21 protein-coding genes are annotated in these 18,075 nt (G+C 64.5%); 16 read left to right on the forward strand and 5 right to left on the reverse strand.

From position 1 onward, the window contains the following. Positions 1 to 68 precede the first annotated feature (68 nt). Both ABEA12_RS10700 and yczE read right to left on the reverse strand, forming a co-directional pair. Entirely contained in the window at positions 69 to 689 is a 621-nt protein-coding gene (locus ABEA12_RS10700) for a hypothetical protein (protein ID WP_210102236.1), read from the reverse strand. A 90-nt stretch (positions 690 to 779) separates the two neighbouring features. Continuing rightward, positions 780 to 1,463, reverse strand: coding sequence for a membrane protein YczE (yczE, locus tag ABEA12_RS10705; RefSeq protein ID WP_210102235.1), 684 nt, complete (start codon positions 1,461 to 1,463; stop codon positions 780 to 782). 9 nt (positions 1,464 to 1,472) lie between these two features. On the opposite strand from yczE, the gene ABEA12_RS10710 reads away from it, so the two are divergent. Continuing rightward, positions 1,473 to 1,790, forward strand: a complete 318-nt coding sequence (locus tag ABEA12_RS10710) for a MerR family DNA-binding transcriptional regulator (protein WP_345468081.1) — start codon at positions 1,473 to 1,475, stop codon at positions 1,788 to 1,790. A 10-nt stretch (positions 1,791 to 1,800) separates the two neighbouring features. Here the strand turns inward: ABEA12_RS10710 and ABEA12_RS10715 are convergent, their stop codons facing one another. Continuing rightward, positions 1,801 to 2,187 carry a hypothetical protein gene (locus ABEA12_RS10715; protein WP_210102234.1) on the reverse strand — a complete coding sequence of 129 codons (387 nt, stop codon included), beginning with the start codon at positions 2,185 to 2,187 and terminating at the stop codon, positions 1,801 to 1,803. Positions 2,188 to 2,243: 56 nt separating this feature from the next. Between ABEA12_RS10715 and ABEA12_RS10720 the strand changes: the two genes are divergently transcribed. After that, positions 2,244 to 2,498 carry a GyrI-like domain-containing protein gene (locus tag ABEA12_RS10720; protein WP_210102233.1) on the forward strand — a complete coding sequence of 85 codons (255 nt, stop codon included), beginning with the start codon at positions 2,244 to 2,246 and terminating at the stop codon, positions 2,496 to 2,498. A 147-nt stretch (positions 2,499 to 2,645) separates the two neighbouring features. Here the strand turns inward: ABEA12_RS10720 and ABEA12_RS10725 are convergent, their stop codons facing one another. Then, on the reverse strand, positions 2,646 to 3,131 hold the full coding sequence (locus ABEA12_RS10725; protein WP_210102232.1) for an inorganic diphosphatase: 486 nt from the start codon (positions 3,129 to 3,131) through the stop codon (positions 2,646 to 2,648). Between the two features lie 131 nt (positions 3,132 to 3,262). Between ABEA12_RS10725 and dacB the strand changes: the two genes are divergently transcribed. The 14 genes from dacB (at position 3,263) to panC (ending at position 16,767) form a co-directional block, all read left to right on the forward strand. Further along, complete coding sequence (dacB, locus tag ABEA12_RS10730) at positions 3,263 to 4,687, forward strand: D-alanyl-D-alanine carboxypeptidase/D-alanyl-D-alanine endopeptidase (protein ID WP_210102231.1); 1,425 nt, start codon at positions 3,263 to 3,265, stop codon at positions 4,685 to 4,687. Positions 4,688 to 4,807: 120 nt separating this feature from the next. After that, positions 4,808 to 5,953 (forward strand): zinc-dependent metalloprotease, encoded by a 1,146-nt coding sequence (locus ABEA12_RS10735; RefSeq protein WP_210102230.1) that lies wholly within the window; start codon positions 4,808 to 4,810, stop codon positions 5,951 to 5,953. Positions 5,954 to 5,984: 31 nt separating this feature from the next. Next, positions 5,985 to 7,013: a tRNA lysidine(34) synthetase TilS gene (gene tilS / locus ABEA12_RS10740; protein ID WP_210102229.1), complete on the forward strand. Its 1,029-nt coding sequence runs from the start codon at positions 5,985 to 5,987 to the stop codon at positions 7,011 to 7,013. A gap of 151 nt (positions 7,014 to 7,164) precedes the next feature. Then, a complete protein-coding gene (gene hpt, locus ABEA12_RS10745; protein ID WP_210102228.1) occupies positions 7,165 to 7,716 on the forward strand; it encodes a hypoxanthine phosphoribosyltransferase in 552 nt (183 codons plus the stop codon). A 231-nt stretch (positions 7,717 to 7,947) separates the two neighbouring features. Continuing rightward, on the forward strand, positions 7,948 to 9,927 hold the full coding sequence (ftsH, locus tag ABEA12_RS10750; RefSeq protein ID WP_345468090.1) for an ATP-dependent zinc metalloprotease FtsH: 1,980 nt from the start codon (positions 7,948 to 7,950) through the stop codon (positions 9,925 to 9,927). Positions 9,928 to 9,958: 31 nt separating this feature from the next. Next, positions 9,959 to 10,570 carry a GTP cyclohydrolase I FolE gene (gene folE / locus ABEA12_RS10755; protein ID WP_210102227.1) on the forward strand — a complete coding sequence of 204 codons (612 nt, stop codon included), beginning with the start codon at positions 9,959 to 9,961 and terminating at the stop codon, positions 10,568 to 10,570. 8 nt (positions 10,571 to 10,578) lie between these two features. Continuing rightward, positions 10,579 to 11,496, forward strand: a complete 918-nt coding sequence (gene folP / locus ABEA12_RS10760) for a dihydropteroate synthase (RefSeq protein ID WP_210102226.1) — start codon at positions 10,579 to 10,581, stop codon at positions 11,494 to 11,496. A gap of 25 nt (positions 11,497 to 11,521) precedes the next feature. After that, positions 11,522 to 11,890 carry a dihydroneopterin aldolase gene (gene folB, locus ABEA12_RS10765; protein ID WP_210102225.1) on the forward strand — a complete coding sequence of 123 codons (369 nt, stop codon included), beginning with the start codon at positions 11,522 to 11,524 and terminating at the stop codon, positions 11,888 to 11,890. A gap of 5 nt (positions 11,891 to 11,895) precedes the next feature. Beyond that, positions 11,896 to 12,396 carry a 2-amino-4-hydroxy-6-hydroxymethyldihydropteridine diphosphokinase gene (gene folK, locus ABEA12_RS10770; RefSeq protein WP_210102706.1) on the forward strand — a complete coding sequence of 167 codons (501 nt, stop codon included), beginning with the start codon at positions 11,896 to 11,898 and terminating at the stop codon, positions 12,394 to 12,396. Beyond that, positions 12,393 to 12,893 carry a DUF3180 domain-containing protein gene (locus tag ABEA12_RS10775; RefSeq protein ID WP_210102224.1) on the forward strand — a complete coding sequence of 167 codons (501 nt, stop codon included), beginning with the start codon at positions 12,393 to 12,395 and terminating at the stop codon, positions 12,891 to 12,893. The genes folK and ABEA12_RS10775 overlap by 4 nt, the downstream gene beginning before the upstream one ends. Beyond that, positions 12,874 to 13,386, forward strand: a complete 513-nt coding sequence (locus tag ABEA12_RS10780) for a PH domain-containing protein (protein ID WP_210102223.1) — start codon at positions 12,874 to 12,876, stop codon at positions 13,384 to 13,386. Before ABEA12_RS10775 ends, ABEA12_RS10780 begins: the two co-directional genes overlap by 20 nt. Continuing rightward, positions 13,383 to 14,903, forward strand: a complete 1,521-nt coding sequence (locus ABEA12_RS10785) for a PH domain-containing protein (RefSeq protein WP_210102222.1) — start codon at positions 13,383 to 13,385, stop codon at positions 14,901 to 14,903. The genes ABEA12_RS10780 and ABEA12_RS10785 overlap by 4 nt, the downstream gene beginning before the upstream one ends. Then, positions 14,900 to 15,787, forward strand: coding sequence for a Rossmann-like and DUF2520 domain-containing protein (locus ABEA12_RS10790; RefSeq protein WP_210102221.1), 888 nt, complete (start codon positions 14,900 to 14,902; stop codon positions 15,785 to 15,787). The genes ABEA12_RS10785 and ABEA12_RS10790 overlap by 4 nt, the downstream gene beginning before the upstream one ends. Positions 15,788 to 15,831: 44 nt before the next feature. Continuing rightward, complete coding sequence (panC, locus tag ABEA12_RS10795; protein WP_425571771.1) at positions 15,832 to 16,767, forward strand: pantoate--beta-alanine ligase; 936 nt, start codon at positions 15,832 to 15,834, stop codon at positions 16,765 to 16,767. A 19-nt stretch (positions 16,768 to 16,786) separates the two neighbouring features. On the opposite strand, the gene ABEA12_RS10800 is transcribed toward panC, so the two are convergent. Further along, complete coding sequence (locus ABEA12_RS10800; protein ID WP_210102220.1) at positions 16,787 to 17,803, reverse strand: NAD(P)H-dependent flavin oxidoreductase; 1,017 nt, start codon at positions 17,801 to 17,803, stop codon at positions 16,787 to 16,789. Between the last annotated feature and the right edge of the window lie 272 nt (positions 17,804 to 18,075).

The following is an 18,075-nucleotide window of genomic DNA, read 5'->3' on the forward strand; positions in this document are numbered from 1 at the left end:
TGGTCTGTCCCGGGAATCGATGCCACGTCCACAGATCGTGCGTTGACCAAGGTTTTGGGGACCCCCGTCTAGGCCTGTGAGCCAACTGGCGCCTCGGGGGATTCCGCCAGGCGCAGCAAGCGGGCCGCGGCGGGGCGGGCGGCCCATTCCTCAACCCATGCCGAACGAACCACGGCCTTGGAAACCGCCTGTGCGCTGATGCCCAGTTCAGCGGCAACATGCTTTTGCTGTCCTCGGACCCCGGGAACCAGCAGGTCGAGGACGGCCCATTCGGCAACACTGCGGGTGCTGACAATCTGTCCCAGAAGGCGCAACACCGCCTCGGCCTCCGCGGCGATGGTTGCCGCCGGTCCGATGATGCTCAGCGGTATGCGTTCGCCCGTGTGTTCGGAGCGTTCAAGGGCGGTGTGTGCGTAGCCCAAGGCGGTTCCCTGGAGGTATTGTGCCTCGCTGGGAACCGGTTCGTAGAGGCTGCCCACTCCGACGCCAACCACCCAGTGGTGGTTGCGCAAGGCCCGGAGTATCGCATCCACCGCGTCTTCGGAGCACTCGGGGACACCAACGACCAAGGATGGGCCGGAGCGCTGGAACGGCACCAAAGTCGGGATATCGGACAGGGCGCGCACCATCCTATCGCCAAGGTCGCCGTCGGCTCGTGGATCACGTTGTTTCAGGGTCACGACATACACAATGCCAATTATGCCGTCAAAGGAGGCTTTCGTCAGGCTGAACAACGGCAACGCTAGCCAGCGGGAGGAGGACAGGCGGGTGTGGACCGGTTAAGCAACGGGCGTGCTTGCTGCTTCCGACGGTGTTGTGGAGGGCAGCGAAACGATGCAAAAGCGCAGGAACAGCTGGGTGAGCGGACCGATGGCCACGGCGAAAACCACGGTGCCGAAGCCGACGATCCCGCCCAAGAGCCAGCCTATGACAAGGACGGAGACCTCGACACCGGTGCGTGCCACGCGCAGGCTGATCCCGGTCCGTGAATGCAGGCCGGTCATCAATCCGTCGCGTGGGCCGGGGCCAAGTTGGCTTCCGATGTACAAGCCGCCACCGAACGCGTTGATGAGCAGTGCGGCGGTGAACATGGCTATCTGGGCCGGGAGGCCCTCGGCCTGCGGAATGATCGCCAGTCCGATATCTGCGGTGATGCCAAGCCACACCACATTGGCGATGGTTCCCAGCCCCGGCATCTGACGCAACGGGATCCACAGCAGCAGCACGATGAAACCAAAGATGACCACCACGGTGCCCAGGGACAACCCGGTGCGCAGCATGACGCCGTAATGCAGCACATCCCAGGGGGCCAATCCCAAGCCCGCTCGGATGAAACCGGCCATGGCGAGACCGAAAAGCGTGAGTCCGACGAACAGCTGGGCAAGGCGCAACGGCAGCCTCCCGGCCCGAAGCTGCGCGAGCGGGGTCAGTTTGGCGAGTTCAGGTGTGGCCGGCGTGGTCATGGATCCAGCATGTCGCACAAACAGGGGCCGCAGAAATTGCCCGTCATGATGTGGGCTGCTTCAGCCCGGGCTCCGCTGGCGTGGGGCCTTGGGGATTTGACGTGCAGCGCGATACATTTCGTTTCCTGGGGCCGCGAGGCCTCCGGGGGCGGACCGAAACGGCGCAATGCCCGGCCACGTGCCGGGTATGGCATTGAGCCTCACGCAGTATGCGCGGGAATCGTGGCAGCGATCATGTTCAACATCGGAGAATTCGCATCCATTGGCAGGGTGTCCGTGCGCATGCTCAGGCACTACGACGAGATCGGCCTGCTGAGGCCGTTATAAGTGGACCCGTTCACCGGGTACCGCAGCTACGCGGGCGCCCAGTTCGCCGAACCCGCGCGCGTAGCTGCACTTCAAGGAGCTGGGCAACCGGCTGCAAACGGCCACGTGCATCATGGGCGGAGTCCTCGGCGGCGAGGAACTGCTTGCCCTGCTGGAGGACCGGCGTGCCGGACTTGCCAGGGATCTCGAACCGGACACCAAGCAGTTGCGCCGCCTTGATGCGCACCTTGGGGCAACTCGAAGGAGAACCAGCCATGTCCACGACCATCACGGAAACCAGGGGTCGTGCGCATCTGCGGCTGGCACAAGCCAGCACCACGGCGCCGGGATTCGGTCCCGGGAACATCTCTCCGGTGACCGGGCCGATGTTCGGGGCCCTGCGCGATTCACTGCTCAAGCCCGGCGTCAAGTCCGGCCCGTATTCGCTTGCTCGCTACGAAGCGATGGAGATCGGTGACGGATCCGAGATGCGGGGTGCTGGCCGTCTTCATCGCGGGAGGCAATGTTCTCTCCGGCCCGGTATGTGAAGTCGTTGACCTGCCTGTGGTGGAGCAGGCCGTCACCACCGTGCACCCCGGTTCCATGCCCTCGATCGGCGCATCCTGGGAGGGATTGGAGAGGTGGATCCGTAGGAACGGCGGCGAACCCAGCGGCGTGTGCTGGGAGCTGTACCTGGTCTCGGAGCCCGAACCACAGAAAATCGGGTAACCGGGATGCAGCTGCCTATGCGCCGAAGCCGATAGGAAAAACAGCGCCCGGACCTCTTGCGGGGGACGACAAAGGGCTGGGCCCGGAATGTCGCGCGCCCAAGGGCGAGATCCGGGCCCAACCCTGGGGAACGGTGCTATCGAACGGTCAGGCCTGGGCCTTGAAACGCTGGATCGAACGTTCGAGCTCGGCCTCGGCCTCGGCACGGTTCAACCAGCCCTCCGCCTTGACCCATTTGCCCGGCTCCAGATCCTTGTAGTGCAGGAAGAAGTGCTCGATTTCCTTCACGAGCCAGTCATCGAGGTCCTCGAACTCCTTGATGTGGTCAAAGCGCACGTCGGCCGGGACGCACACGAGCTTGGCATCTCCGCCGCCGTCGTCGGTCATGTTGAACACGGCGATCGGTCGGGATTCGACAACGACGCCCGGGAACAGGTCAACGCCGGGAATGAAGACCAATGCGTCCAACGGATCGCCGTCTTCGCCCAGGGTGTCATCGAAGAAACCGTAATGGGTCGGGTACTGCATGGAAGTGAAGAGAACGCGGTCAAGACGCAGACGGTGGGTCTCGTGGTCGATCTCGTACTTCACGCGTGATCCGGCAGGGATCTCGATGGTGACGTCATGGCTCATGAAGGGTCTCCTCGACTCTTGTGACAAGCGGCAGGTGCGGATGCGGGCGCGCCCGAATGCCGTCTAGTCTTATGTGTGCTGCGCTTAAGGGTATATGAGCGCCGGGACTACGACGATTTCGAGGATGCCTGATGAAACAAGCGCACCAACCGTGGCGCGTGGGGATGACGGTGCTGGTCTCCGGCCTCATCCTGGGACTGCTGGCGTTCTTCCTCATCCCGGTGGTCCTGCCCGGTGCCAGCGATAGTGCCGTGGAAGAACCTCTGGCACCGGAGGTGTTGGCCGCCGCGGTGGCCACCGCACTACCGCGGCTGGATCCCGGTGCGCCCGTGCCCGATGCCGCTGTGCTCAAATCCACAATGGATTCGGCGTTGTCCCAAGCAGGGCCTGGGGCATCTGTCACCGCCTCGGTCATTGACGTGGAAAACGCCGAGGAGCTGTATTCGCGTTCCGGTGGCGAACCGGGCATTCCTGCCTCGAGCCTGAAGGTGCTCACGGCCATCGCCGCGGTTCAGGCCATCGGCGAAAGCCATCGTTTCACCACCAAGGCAATGCTCAAGGACGCGGACACCGTGGTGCTGGTCGGTGGGGGAGATGTACTGCTGGGAGCCGGGAAGGACTCCGAATCGGTCAATGGGCGGGCAGGGCTGGCGACACTGGCCAAGAAAACCGCCGTCGCGTTGCGCCAGGCAAGATCGGCCGGGGATGCCGCCGGTTCGATGCGCATCGAACTGGACGAATCGCTCTTCGCCGGAGACGCATTGAACCCCGTGTGGGATCCATCGTTGGTATCAACCCACAACATCTCCCCGATTTCACCCATCGCCATGTACGGGGCACGGGCCAACGCCTCCCCCAAGGCTGTGCGGGTGGGGGACCCGGGAATGTACGCGGCAAAGACGTTCGCCAAGTCGCTGCGCGCCGAGCTGGCCGCAGCCGGAGGCGGGGTGGAGATAGCCGCCGAGCCCATGCGTGCCGGTGCGCACGCCGAAGGCACCGAGCTGGCCGGCATCAGCTCAGCGACCCTCGGAGAGCAGATCCGGTTCATGCTTGAGGTCTCGGACAACTACGTTGCCGAGACCCTTGGCCGCATGGTTGCCGTTGCGAAGCAGGAGCCCGGGGATTACTCCCACGGGGCCCAATCCGTGGCACAAACCCTTCAAGGCCTGGGCATCGACACCACCGGGATGCACCTGGTTGACACCTCGGGACTGGCGGATGCCAACCGTGTTGCCCCGCGCACCCTGGCCCGTGCCCTTGAATATGCGGCAACCTCAGAGCATGCATCGCTGCGCAACCTCAGCTACTCGCTGCCGGTTTCCGGGGCCACCGGCACCTTGTCCACGCGGTTGGCTGCCCCCGGGATCCGCGGGACGGTGCGTGCCAAGACGGGCTCGCTCATGGAAGTTTCCAGTCTCAGCGGACTGACGGTGTCCAAGGACGGCCGCGCCTTGGCTTTCTCCTTCTACGTGCACACCGATGACCGGGTGATTGCGCCGCACAAGCAGGTGCTTGATGCCGCGGCGGCGGCGCTGACCGGATGCGGCTGCCGCTAGCTGCCGCTAGCTGCCGCTAGCTGCCGGCGCGGACCAACCGGCGAGGGCCCGAAGGCAACGAAGTTTTTGCTCACCGCGCAATCCGCTCGCACCGGCCCAAATCGTGATGGGATGGAAGACATGGAAACCACCGACTTTCGGCTGATCAATTGGGAGCTTGCCTCCACCACCGCCGCCAAGCTCGTGAGCGCCGGCCCCAGCCTTTCACCCAAACAGATCGCCGAGGTGGTCGCCGACCTTCGCGTCAAGGCAGATGCATCGGTCGAACACGTTCACCGCATCACCGGGCTGGCCGCCGCGGCCGACCTGCGTGATTCCCAGGTGCTCATCGTGGATCGGCCCGGATGGGCCAAGGCGAACACGCAAAGCTTCGAAGCGATGCTGGGCCCAGCCATGGAGAACCTCGCCAAGACCCGGGGTGAAAAGATCGGCGACGCCACCCAGGTGCTCTCAGCCACGGCCACCGGTGTGGAAATGGGTGCGATCCTGGCGTTCATGTCCTCCAAGGTCCTGGGCCAGTATGATCCGTTCGCGGGTCTTTTGCGTCCCGACCTACCATCCGGCGGGCGCTTGCTGCTGGTCGCACCGAACATCGTGGCCATCGAACGCGAGCTCAAGGTCGACGTCGATGACTTCCGGCTCTGGGTCACGCTGCATGAGCAGACCCACCGCGTGCAGTTCGCTGCCGCCCCGTGGCTGCGCGCCCACCTGCAATCCAAGATCGCCGAGTTACTCGCCTCGCTGCTTGCCGAGCCAGAGGCCCTGGGTGAGCGTTTGCGCCTTGCCGCCAGCGACGTGGTCCGCGGCAAGAAGGCCCTCGAGGCATCCGCACCGGAAACCGGAAGCTCCGAGACCGGTTTGCTTGCCTCGCTGCGCACCGGCGAGCAAAAGCAGATCCTCTCGCACATCACCGCGGTGATGTCATTGCTGGAGGGGCACGCCAACGTGGTGATGGATGCTGTCGACTCCTCGATCGTGCCCAGCGTGCGAACCATCCGCCAGCGCTTCGGTTCACGCGGCAAGGACCGCTCCGCACTGGAGAAGTGGCTGCGCAAGCTGCTGGGGCTGGATGCAAAAATGCGCCAGTACGCCGACGGGCAGCGCTTCGTGGCCAAGGTAGTCGAACTGATGGGCATGGATGGGTTCAACGTGGTCTGGGAAGGCAGTGAAAACCTACCCACCGAGCACGAGGTGCACCACCCCCAGGACTGGGTGACGCGCATGGGCGAGAACGCGACGTCGGGGAACAAAGCAGTAAACGACTAGGGGAAATACCGGGAACAGGGGAGGTACAACGATGGGCGGGAACCTGCCGCGCGTGTTGGCGGAGGCCCGCAACTCGATCCGGGCAATGGTGCCTCCCGGCTCCAGGGTGTTGGTGGCCTGCAGCGGCGGGGCCGACTCGCTGGCTTTGGCTGCCGCTGCCGCATTCCTGCACGGCAAGGGAGAAATCCTGGTCGGCGCCGTCATCGTTGACCACGCAATGCAGCCCGGCAGCCTCCAGGTGGCCCAGAAAGCCGCCGGACAATGCCGTTCATTGGGCCTGGCCGACGTTCTTCTTCTCGGCGCGAAGGTGGAAGGGCACAGCGAACAGTCCGCCCGCAGCGCCCGCTACGCCGCTTTCGAGCAAGCGATGGCCCAAACCGGTGCCGAGTACGTATTGCTGGGCCACACCCTGGACGACCAGGCGGAACAGGTCTTGCTTGGATTGGCACGCGGTTCCGGGACCCTGTCGCTCTCCGGGATGCCCGCGGCACGCGGACCCTACCTGCGCCCGTTGCTTGGCCTGCGGCGGAGCGAGATCGAGCAGATTTGCCGGCATGAGGGCCTTGGCTACTGGGAGGACCCGACAAACACCGATCCGCGCTACCTGCGCAACAGGGTGCGGCACGAGTTGATGCCGATGTTCGAAAAGGTTCTCGGCGCCCAGGTGCCCGCCGCGTTGGCACGCACCGCGGCGCTGGCACGCGCGGATGCCGAATACCTGGATTCCTTAGCTGGGTTCATGCTCGAGCAGGCCCTTGGTGATGCCGGGCCGGAAGCACGCGAAGCACTCTGTGGACTGGACCTGGAAGGGTTGCGTGGAATGCCCGAGGCCTTGCGATCCCGGGTGCTGCGGATGGCCGTGACAAGGCTCGGAGCCCCTGCACCCGACTTTGAACGTCTCGCCGCGCTGGATTTACTGGTGCACGGTTCGAAGTCAGCTGGGCCCATCGAGCTTCAGGGTCCGGTATACGCCACCAGGCTTGCCGGGGACCGGCTGCAGCATGGCGCCAGGGCCCGGTTGCATCTCGATGCCACGGCACTGCAAAGGACTCAGCCATGAGAATTGCCTCACACCAGCCAGGGTACGTACCCTCGAACCACGGCGGCGGGCACGGCAGCTTTCCCCACTCGGTGCCAGACTGTGGCACTCTAGATCGTGGGTAGTAAACCCCTCGACCGGTCTATTTCCGACCCCAGAACCAGGAGCCCTCGTGGATTCGAAAGATGTCAGCGCCGATTTGGCGCATGTCCTCTACACCAAGGAAGAAATCCAGGCCAAGATCAATGAACTTGCCGCCCGGATCGACGCCGACTACGACGGCCGGGACATCCTGGTTGTCGGTGTCCTCAAGGGTGCCGTGATGGTCATGGCCGATTTGGTCCGTGCCCTGCACAGCCACGTCACCATGGACTGGATGGCAGTTTCTTCCTACGGATCGGGCACCCAGTCCTCCGGTGTCGTGCGGATCCTTAAGGACCTTGACACCGACCTGTTGGGCAAGCACGTGCTGATCGTGGAGGACATCATCGATTCGGGCCTGACCCTGTCGTGGCTGCTGGCCAACCTGCACTCCCGCGGCCCCGCCTCGGTGGAGATCTGCGCCCTGCTGCGCAAGCCCGCGGCCGCCAAGGTCGAAATCGACGTGAAGTACGTCGGCATGGAGATCCCCAACGAATTCGTCGTCGGCTACGGCCTTGACTTCGATGAGAAGTACCGCAACCTGGACTTTATCGGAACCCTGGCACCGCACGTCTACCAGTAACCGGGCCAACACCCGCCCTTGCCGTCGAAAAGCGGTGCGCCACGGCCGTTTCCGGTTCCCCGGAAACGGCCGTGCGTGCTTACGCCCAAAGGGGAACTTATCGCCGGCCCCGTCCGTGGGTACCCAAGAGGGCGTTTACTTATTAACGTGTAGCAAGTTTGCGGCGTCGCCCAGGCGCCCGGGCCGCCAAGTGCCCGAAACCAGGAGGGATGGGGAGGGACCCCCAAATCAATGAACGTTAAAAAGATCTTTAACAGCTGGATCGTCTGGGTGCTCCTTGGTGCCGCGGTGTTGCTGATTTTCCTGCCGACGCTCCTGGGCGGAAACTCCGGACGCATCGACACGTCCATGGGGATGCAACTGCTCAAGGACGACAAGGTCACCGAGGCGAAGATCTTCGACGGCGAGCAGCGCGTTGATCTGACGCTGAAGAACGCGTTGAGCATTGATGGCTCGGACAAGGGCAAGAACGTCTCGTTCTTCTACTCCCAGCCGCGCGGCATCCAGGTGGTTGACGCCATGAACGAGGCCAACCTGACCGGCTACACAGACCAGCCCGTGCAGAACAACTGGTTCACCTCCATGCTGGGCTTCATGATTCCGATGATCCTGATTGTGGGCCTTTTCTGGTTCATCCTTTCGCGCTCCCAGGGCGGCGGATCCAAGGTCATGCAGTTCGGCAAGTCCAAGGCCAAGCTGATCACCAAGGACATGCCCCAGGTCACCTTCGCGGATGTCGCAGGCGCCGAAGAGGCCGTGGAGGAACTCCACGAGATCAAGGAGTTTTTGCGCGAGCCGGGCAAGTTCCAAGCAGTGGGCGCCAAGATCCCCAAGGGCGTGCTGCTTTACGGCCCTCCGGGCACCGGCAAGACACTGCTGGCCAAGGCGGTCGCCGGTGAAGCAGAGGTCCCGTTTTACTCGATTTCCGGCTCGGACTTCGTCGAGATGTTTGTCGGTGTCGGCGCATCACGCGTCCGTGACCTCTTCGAACAGGCCAAGACGAACTCCCCGGCCATCATCTTCGTCGATGAGATCGACGCCGTGGGACGCCACCGAGGCGCCGGAATCGGCGGCGGCAACGACGAACGAGAGCAGACGCTGAACCAGCTGCTCGTCGAGATGGACGGCTTCGACGCCACCACCAACGTCATCCTGATCGCCGCCACCAACCGTGCCGACGTGCTTGACCCGGCACTGTTGCGCCCCGGCCGCTTCGATCGGCAGATCCCGGTGGAGGCACCGGACATGATCGGGCGCGAACAGATCCTCAAGGTCCACGCGCAGGGCAAGCCGATGGCCACGAACGTCGATTTGAAGGCAGTTGCCAAGAAGACCCCCGGCTACACCGGTGCGGATCTGGCCAACGTGCTCAATGAGGCAGCGCTGCTCACCGCGCGTTCCAACGCACAGCTGATCGATGACCGTGCCCTGGACGAGGCAATCGACCGCGTGATGGCGGGACCGCAGAAGCGCAGCCGGCTGATGAAGGAACACGAACGCCAGATCACCGCCTACCACGAAGGCGGACACGCCCTGGTGGCAGCCGCGATGCGCCAAACCGCCCCGGTCACCAAGGTGACCATCCTGCCGCGCGGCCGCGCACTGGGCTACACCATGGTGGTGCCCGAGGACGACAAGTACTCGATCACCCGCAACGAACTACTCGACCAGATGGCATACGCCATGGGCGGGCGCGTTGCCGAGGAAATCGTCTTCCACGACCCGTCAACCGGTGCCTCGAACGACATCGAAAAGGCAACGGAAACGGCCCGTGCCATGGTCACCCAATACGGCATGAGTGAACGCATCGGTGCCGTGAAGCTGGGTTCCTCCTCCGGGGACGCCATGTATGGGCAGCCGGCCAGCCGCGACTACTCTGACGCCATGGCCAACGTTGTGGACGAGGAAGTCCGTTCGCTCATCGATGCGGCACACGACGAGGCCTACGCCGCGCTGACGGAGAACCGCCACGTTCTTGACCGCCTGGCCTTGGCGCTGCTTGAGCACGAGACGCTGAACCAGCATGAGATCGAGGAGCTCTTCCACGATTTGGTCAAGCGTCCCGAGCGCACCGTCTGGCTGAGCAAGGACTCCCGGCCCGTGCACGCCGAAGGCCCCGCACCCTGGACCAAGCGAAGCGCTTCCACGGCTGCGGCCCAATACGGGGCCGAGGCAACCAGTGCCGCTTCGGGTGACGCAACAGGGCAGTAACCCAAGTCGCACACCAGCTAGGATCGTGAGGGTGAACGAGATCGATCAACTTGAAGATGACAGCACCCCGGCCAACAGCGTCGTGGACCTGGCCCGGATTGAAAACGCCGTGCGTGAGATCCTCTATGCCATCGGCGAGGACCCGGATCGGGACGGCCTGCTGGACACGCCCAAGCGCGTGGCCAAGGCCTACAAGGAGTTCTTCGCAGGACTCCATGAGGACCCGTCCGACCACCTGAGCACCACGTTCGACATCCAACATGACGAACTGGTACTGGTGAAGGACATCCCGTTCTACTCCACCTGTGAACACCACCTCGTCCCTTTCCACGGCACCGCGCACGTCGGCTACATCCCCGGCCCGGAAGGCAAGGTTACCGGGCTGAGCAAGCTGGCCCGGCTGGTCGAGGTCTTTGCCAAGCGCCCGCAGGTCCAGGAGCGCCTGACCACGCAGATCGTCGAGGCGTTGGTCGAGCACCTGAACCCGCGCGGGGCCATGGTCGTGATCGAGTGCGAACACATGTGCATGTCCATGCGAGGCGTCCGCAAGCCCGGCGCCAAGACAGTCACCAGTGCGGTGCGCGGCCAGCTCCGTGAGCCGGCCACCCGCGCAGAGGCCATGAGCCTCATCCTCGGAAAGTAGGTAAACCCATGTCGCTTGGAGCGATCCCCGGAACCGGACCGGCCACCAGTCCGCTGCCGGTCATCAAGAAATCCAAGGCCCGCACCTTGGCCGACCTTCCCGATGACCGCACCCTGGTCTTGGGCATCCTGAACATCACTGAGGATTCATTCTCCGACGGCGGGAAGTACGCAAGCCCCGACGAGGCGATCTCCCACGGGCTTCGCATGTACTACGGCGGTGCCGACATCATCGACGTCGGCGGGGAATCCACCCGCCCCGGTGCCGAACCTGTGGACCCGGCTGTGGAACAGGGCAGGATCCTTCCGGTGATCACCGCGCTGGCCAAGGCCGGGGCGATCATCTCGGTGGACACCATGCACACCTCCACCGCCAGGGCCGCACTGGCCGCCGGTGCCCACCTGATCAACGACGTCTCGGGACTGACCCACGAGGAGGACATGCCTGCCCTCATCGCAGAAACCGGGGTGCCCTACGTCCTGATGCACCGTCGCGGGGACGCATCCTCGATGGTCACCGAGGCGAACTACACCGACGTCGTGGCCGAGGTCATCGACGAGCTGATGGGCGTGCGCGACTTGTTCGTTGCCGCCGGGGTCGCAGCCGAGCAGTTGATCCTGGATCCGGGACTCGGCTTTGCCAAGGATTCCGAGCACAACTGGGAGCTGCTGCGCGCCTTGGACCGCTTCACGGCACTGGGACATCGCGTCCTGGTCGGCACCAGCCGCAAGCGTTTCCTCGGCTCCCTACTCGCCGCTAACGGCAAGCCTGCGGCCCCCACGGCACGCGACGCCGCCACCGCCGCAACCAGCGCACTGGCCGCCGTGAACGGCGCCTGGGGCGTACGGGTCCATGACGTCCCGACGAACCTGGATGCGATCAAGGTCGCCACCGCGTGGTCGGCAGCCCGCGTCCCGGCGCTCTAGGCAAAAGGCAGGGAGCAGAATTTCCATGGGTACCGACACCATCACCCTTTCGGGGATCACCGCCATCGGGCACCACGGTGTTTTCGAGCACGAGAAACGCGATGGCCAGCCGTTCACCCTGGACGTGGTCCTGCACACCGACATCCGTCCGGCGGCTGCCAGCGATAACGTCGCCGACACTGCCCACTACGGGGAGTTGGGGGAACTGGTCCTCGCGCAGATCCAGGACGGGCCATGGGACCTGATCGAGACGCTGGCACAAAAGACCGCCATCGCGATCCTGGGCTCCTTCCCGACGGTTTCCGGGGTGGAAGTCATCGTACACAAGCCCAAGGCGCCGATCACCGTGACGTTCAGCGACGTCACCATCCACATCTACCGGGAGCGGGAGTGAGCCCGATGGTTTCGTGCGTCTTGGCCATGGGATCAAACCTGGGCGAACGCGCCGGTACCCTCGAAGCGGCGGTTGCCGAGCTTGGCTCCACCGAAGGAATCGAACTCGTGGGGATCTCGGAAACCGCTGTGACCAAGCCCGTTGGCGGACCCGGAGGGCAACCGGATTTCCTGAACCTGGTGCTGCGCATCGAGACCTGCCTTCAACCGCTGGATCTGCTTGCCGCGTGCCAGGAAATCGAACTGGCGCACCATCGCACCCGGGAGGTCCGCTGGGGCCCGCGGACCCTGGACATCGATGTGATCACCTATGGCGAGGAAACCAGCAACGACCCGGTGCTGACCCTCCCGCATCCGCGTGCGGCCGAGCGGGGGTTCGTGCTGCTGCCGTGGTCCTGGATGGAACCGGGCGCGATGCTGGGCGGGGAACCGGTGGCCGAGCTGGCCGCCGCGGCAGCCGATACCTCCGGGATCGTTCGCGCCGAGCCCGAAGCGACGGGGAAATGAACTCCCTGCGCCCGTTGTGGGTCTTTACGGTGCTGGTCATCGGCGTGGTGGCCGGCTATGCACTGCAGATCATCGCCACGACTCGCGGGTACCCGGTGCCCGTGCTGCACTGGACCTCTTTAGTCACCATGGGTGCTGTGTGCGCCTTGACCCTAGGTATGGGAATCCGCATCAAGCGGTTCACCAGCGGCAAAACCAAGAAACGGGTCAACTCGATTGCCGCGGCCCGAACCCTGGTGTTGGCGCAGGCCAGTGTCTACGCAGGAGCCACGATTGCCGGTTGGCACGCCGGCATCCTTCTGGGTCTTCTCGCGGGCGCCGGGCTGGGCAGTGACGCGGTAAAATCATCCTTGGTGATGATCGGCGGGGCACTGGTAATGGTTATCGTGGGATGGGTTGTGGAGCAGTTCTGCAAGCTGCCCCCGGTAGATCCCGCGGACCCGGAGGCCAAGACCGAAGGCGAGGACGAGGAAGGCTATGCAGCAGGAACCAATTGACCCCCAGGGCATCGAATGGACACGGGTGTCCCCGAGCTACGCGAAGGTTCGCATGGTGGGCTGGGCGATTGGTGCGCTGGTGACCCTGGTGGTGCTGTCCGTACCACTGGTGCTGCAGCTGACCGGGGTGTGGCCCGGATACCCGCTGTGGCTGGCGATAGCGGTCCCGGCGGTGCTGCTGGCCATTGAAATCATTCGCCTGGCGCTGATCCCGCGCCAGGTGGCCGCGATCGGATACGCCGAACGCGAGGACGACCTTTTGGTGCGCCGGGGCTTGATGTTCCAGGAAGTCTTGGTGGTGCCCTACGGCCGGATGCAGTTCGTTGACGTGGCCGTGGGGCCGGTCGATCGGATGCTTGGGCTGTGCAAGGTCAAGCTGCATACCGCTGCCGCCGACGCGACGGCGGAGATTCCCGGGTTGCCGACGGCCGAGGGCACGCGGCTGCGTGAACAGCTCGCGGCCCGCGGGGAATCGCGATTGGCCGGGCTGTGAGTCCCGGGAACGCGACACCGGATACGGGGCAGCCAGAGGCGCCATGGCACCGGGTCCACCCGGTTTCTCCGTTGGTCCGCGGCTGGATTGCCGTGGTGGCCGTCGCCTTCATCTACGGCCAGAACACGCTTTCCTCCGTCTTTGGCCGGAATGAGCCGAACCCGGGCGGGGACGTGGTCAGCGGAACCCCGCTGCTGGTTTCGTTGTCCATCGGGGCCGGCGTGCTGGTATTGATCCTGCTGGGCTTTTTCATGTCCTGGCGCTTCACCAAGTACCAAATCACCGAACGCCACGTGAACGTGAATTCCGGCATCATCTTCCGCCAGCAGCGACAGGCCCGCATCGACCGGGTGCAGTCCATTGATATCGCCCAGCCGCTGGTGGCCCGGATCTTCGGCCTCGCGGAACTGCGCTTCGACGTGGCCGACTCGGGCTCCGCTGCCGTGAACCTCGCATTCGTGAAGCTCTCCGAAGCGCACCAGCTGCGCAATGACATCCTGGCCCGCGCGGCAGGGTTGAAATCCCCCGGAACCCCGGGGCAACAGGTCGCGGAGCTGGCGCAGGAGATCGCAACGAACGATCAGGCCCAAGACCCTACGCCCCCGGTCCACGGTCACGGTGCGCCGCAACCGCTTGCCGCCAGCGAACGCGTGGTCGCCGCCGTCCCCACCGGACGGCTGATCGGCTCGATCTTGTTGCGCCCGGCGACCATGCTCATGGTGCTGGGCATCATCGGGTTGGGCATTGCCATGTCAACCATCGAGGGCTTCGCGCCGTTCTACCTATTGCCGGCCTTCCTGGGCCTGGGCGGTGCGCTGTGGAAAAACCTGAACACCGGATACAACTTCAAGGCGGCCACGAGCGCGGACGGGCTGCGGGTGAGCTACGGGCTGCTGGATACGCGCCACCAAACGGTTCCGCCGGGCCGCGTGCAGGCCATCAAGGTCTCCGCGCCGTTCTTCTGGCGCCGACTGGGATGGTACAAGGTCGCAGTGAATGTCGCCGGGATCGGCGGGGCCGGGAGCGAGGCCGAGGAACGAAGCGCGCTGCTGCCGGTGGGAACCTACGAGGACGTGCTGGCGGTGCTCTCTGTGGTGTTGCCGACCCCCGGGGTCGAGGCACCGCGTGAGTTCTTTGCCGCCGCCATGAACGGCAGCGGCACCGAGGCGGGATTCGTCGTTTCCCCTCGCCGGATCCGCCCGCTCTCGCCGCTGGCCTTCAAGCGCCAAGGCTACGCGCTCACCGACACCGCGCTGGTAGCACGCAACGGGGCGCTGCACCGCACCGTCGCCATCGTGCCGCACGCCCGTACCCAGGGCCTGACCCTGCGCCAGGGTCCGCTTGCCCGGCGCTTCGGGGTGGTGGACCTGGCCCTTGCCACGATCGCCGGTCCGGTGGTGCCGTTGGTGCACCAGCTGGATATCGCCGTGGGCAGGGAACTGTTCCTTGAACAGGCAGACCGGGCAGCGGCGGCACGCAAGCAAACCGATTCGAACCATTGGCTAGGAGACGCATGAGAAACACTGGCAAGCCCGGACGGCTGGGAATCGGGATCATCGGGGCCGGCAAGGTCGGGGCCGTCTTGGGGGCTGCATTGCGCGCGGCAGAGCACCAGATCGTCGGTGTCCATGCCGTTTCGGTGCCTTCTCGGGAACGCGCCGAAATGCTGCTTCCCGGTGTGCCGGTACTGCCGATCCCCGAGATCCTGCGCCGGGCGGAACTGGTCATCCTGGCTGTGCCCGATGATGCGCTGGAGGGATTGGTATCCGGGCTTGCCGCAGCCGGACACTGGCAAGGCGGGCAACTGGTGATGCACACCGCCGGACGCTACGGCACCGATGTGCTGGAACCGGCAACAAAGGCCGGTGCCATCGGCCTGGCCGTGCACCCCGCGATGACATTCACCGGAATGAGCATGGACCTGGAGCGGCTTGCCGATTGCGTCTTCGGGGTCAGCGCCTCGAACATGGTCCTGCCCATCGCCCAGGCGTTGGTGGTGGAGATGGGCGGCGAGCCGGTGGTGGTTGCCGAGTCCGACCGTGTGAAGTACCACGCTGCACTGTCCCACGCCTCGAACCACCTGGTGACGGTGGCGGGTCAATCCGCCGGCATCCTGGCCGGAATCGGCGTGGAACACCCGGAGCGGATGTTATCGGCACTGATGCGTGCCTCGTTGGAAAATGCGTTGGCTTCGGGGGAAGGCGCGTTGACCGGGCCGGTCGCCCGCGGCGACGTGCGCACCGTTGCCGCGCACCGGGCAGCCCTTGGTGGCCGTGAGATCACCGAAGACACCCGCGAAGGCTACCTTGCAATGAGCCGGGCAACGGCACTGCGCGCCCACGACCGCGGACTGATCAGCGACGAAATCCGTGACGCGATAATGGAAGCACTGGGCGAATAGCCCAACCGGCGACGGCAGCCCCGGCGAAAAGATAAACTGGAGCGGTGAGCAAACCAGCAGATCCCGCAAGCGGCACCCCCCATATCGTCCGTACCGCCACCGGGCTTGAGCAAGCGATTGCACGGGCGGCGGAGACGGTTGACCGGCAACGGCGACCGGTTGCCTTGGGCTTGGTGCCCACCATGGGCGCCCTTCACGAGGGGCACGAGTCCATGGTCTCGGCTGCCCGAGAACAAAACGACGTGCTGGTTGTCAGCGTCTTCGTCAACGAGCTGCAATTCAACGATGCCGCCGACTTCGAACGTTACCCGCGCAACCTTTCCAGCGATATCGAGATCCTGGCCCGTGCAGGTGCGGACATCGTCTTTGCCCCCGACGAGTCCGAGATCTATCCCGAGGGCCGCCCACTGATCCAGCTTGGTTCCGGGGCCCTGGGCGAAAAGTTCGAGGGCGCCTCGCGTCCAGGGCACTTCGACGGCATGCTCGCGGTGGTTGCCAAGCTGCTGCACCTTGCCATGCCGCCGGCTTCACTGGACATCCCCGTTGCCTACAGTGCGTATTTTGGGCAGAAGGATGCCCAACAGCTGGTGCTGATCAACCGGATGGTCTCGGACCTGAATTACCCCGTCGAAATCCGGTCGGTGCCCATCACCCGCAGTGCGCAGGGCCTGGCGCTCTCAAGCAGGAACCAGCTACTCAACGACGAGCAGGCACGCGCAGCCCTGGTGATCCACAGAGCGCTGAAGCTCATCAAGGGACGCGCGGACCGCCATGAACCGCTGTACCTTGAGGATGCCGTCGGCCTCTTCGAGATGGAACCGTTGGTGGAACTGGACTACCTCGAACTGGTTGATCCGCGCACCCTGCGGGAGCTTGCCTTCAACTGCCAGGACACCCCGTTCACCGGGGAGGGTTTGGTGTTGGTCGCGGCTACCGTCGGCGAGGTTCGGTTGATAGACAACATCACGTTGGGCTACTGACCCGGGACATTGGTTTCACCTAGGCCGATCCCCAACGACGGGCAGCTTGCTGCAGCACGGCACGAAATCCCGCAAGGTCGGCGATGACCTCCGCCGCGCTGAGCCCGGCCGAGGAGAGCCCCGCTGATTGGCCTGCATAAACCGGTGCCACGGACAGATCGGCCCTCGCTCGGGCCTGGTTGATCGAATTGGTCAGGACGTCGTCTGACCTCACTGCGTCACCAAGCGCCTCGAGGTCCTGGGCCCAGGAGTCGCTGAAGTCGTTGCGAAGGGCTCGGCCCCCGAACTCCACCGGCCAGTCGATCCGTTGGGCGATGTCGAAGGCCCGCGTATAGACGGTGTCATCGATACCGGCGCCACCTATCGCCTCTTTGATGCCCGGATGACTCAGGGATTCGGTTGTGGCCGCAAAACGCGTTCCGATCCATGCCGCCGAAGCCCCGGCGCCCATTACCGCCGCGACTCCGGCGGCCGTGGCCAGTCCTCCGGCTGCAACGACAGGCTTTTCGGTCTTCGAGAGTGCCAGTTGGAGAAGCGGGAGGGTGGAGACTTCGTTGCGACCGTGACCACCGCCCTCGTTCCCGCGGCAGATCACCACGTCGATGTCGTCCTCCAGAGCGCGGGAGAGCTCAGCGGCATTTCCTACTTGCATTCCCACCAAGGCCCCTGATTCATGAACCAATGCTGCAGCGGGACCGGGTTCGCCAAAACTGATGCAGACAAAGGACGGCCCGTGGGCCAGCACCTGTTCCAAAGGCTTCAGGTTCTTGTCCAAGACCCAAGCCATCAGGCCCGCACCCCACGGACGCCCGCTTGAGGCAGCAATCCCGGCTTCGGTGTCGATCCAATCCTTGGTTGTGCCGCCCCCTATGCCCAACATGCCAAACCCGCCGGCGGCCGATACGGCTGCGGTGAGGGCACCTCCTGCGGCACCGGCCATCGAAGCGTTGAAGATGGGTTCCGTATATCCGAGGGCTTGCTGCAACTTATCAACGGATTTGGTCTTGGCGGAGTTGCTTTCTGGAAGTTCTGGCATGGTGCCAGTCTAGGACCGACAGGATGCCAGCGTTGTGATGCAGCACTCAATCCCCAATAGTGCCAAAAGCGCACGGCTATTCACCCGAAATCGCTGTCCTGGTGGCGGATTCCCGGGGTTTTTGTGTGCCCGGTGACAAGGTAGGGGGTGTTTGGACTTTAGAGCCAGGTGCGCGTAGAGTTATTTCTCGCACCGAGCCCCGCAGCTCAGCCCGAAAGGGAGTGAGGCGGAGGCTGGTTGCAGGATTTATTGGAAGACTTTGGATGTCGATT

The sequence above is a fragment of the Paeniglutamicibacter antarcticus genome (genome assembly GCF_039544305.1).
Lineage (GTDB): Bacteria > Actinomycetota > Actinomycetes > Actinomycetales > Micrococcaceae > Paeniglutamicibacter > Paeniglutamicibacter antarcticus_C.

Bases quoted from the DNA above. Each gene is read 5' to 3' on its own strand.
- ABEA12_RS10780 (WP_210102223.1), top strand. From the start codon at position 12,874: ATGCAGCAGGAACCAATTGACCCCCAGGGCATCGAATGGACACGGGTG.
- folB (WP_210102225.1), top strand. From the start codon at position 11,522: ATGGGTACCGACACCATCACCCTTTCGGGGATCACCGCCATCGGGCAC.
- ABEA12_RS10800 (WP_210102220.1), bottom strand. From the start codon at position 17,803: ATGCCAGAACTTCCAGAAAGCAACTCCGCCAAGACCAAATCCGTTGAT.
- ABEA12_RS10735 (WP_210102230.1), top strand. From the start codon at position 4,808: ATGGAAACCACCGACTTTCGGCTGATCAATTGGGAGCTTGCCTCCACC.
- ftsH (WP_345468090.1), top strand. From the start codon at position 7,948: ATGAACGTTAAAAAGATCTTTAACAGCTGGATCGTCTGGGTGCTCCTT.
- yczE (WP_210102235.1), bottom strand. From the start codon at position 1,463: ATGACCACGCCGGCCACACCTGAACTCGCCAAACTGACCCCGCTCGCG.
- ABEA12_RS10710 (WP_345468081.1), top strand. From the start codon at position 1,473: ATGTCGCACAAACAGGGGCCGCAGAAATTGCCCGTCATGATGTGGGCT.
- ABEA12_RS10775 (WP_210102224.1), top strand. From the start codon at position 12,393: ATGAACTCCCTGCGCCCGTTGTGGGTCTTTACGGTGCTGGTCATCGGC.
- folP (WP_210102226.1), top strand. From the start codon at position 10,579: ATGTCGCTTGGAGCGATCCCCGGAACCGGACCGGCCACCAGTCCGCTG.
- folK (WP_210102706.1), top strand. From the start codon at position 11,896: ATGGTTTCGTGCGTCTTGGCCATGGGATCAAACCTGGGCGAACGCGCC.
- tilS (WP_210102229.1), top strand. From the start codon at position 5,985: ATGGGCGGGAACCTGCCGCGCGTGTTGGCGGAGGCCCGCAACTCGATC.
- ABEA12_RS10725 (WP_210102232.1), bottom strand. From the start codon at position 3,131: ATGAGCCATGACGTCACCATCGAGATCCCTGCCGGATCACGCGTGAAG.
- ABEA12_RS10790 (WP_210102221.1), top strand. From the start codon at position 14,900: ATGAGAAACACTGGCAAGCCCGGACGGCTGGGAATCGGGATCATCGGG.
- dacB (WP_210102231.1), top strand. From the start codon at position 3,263: ATGAAACAAGCGCACCAACCGTGGCGCGTGGGGATGACGGTGCTGGTC.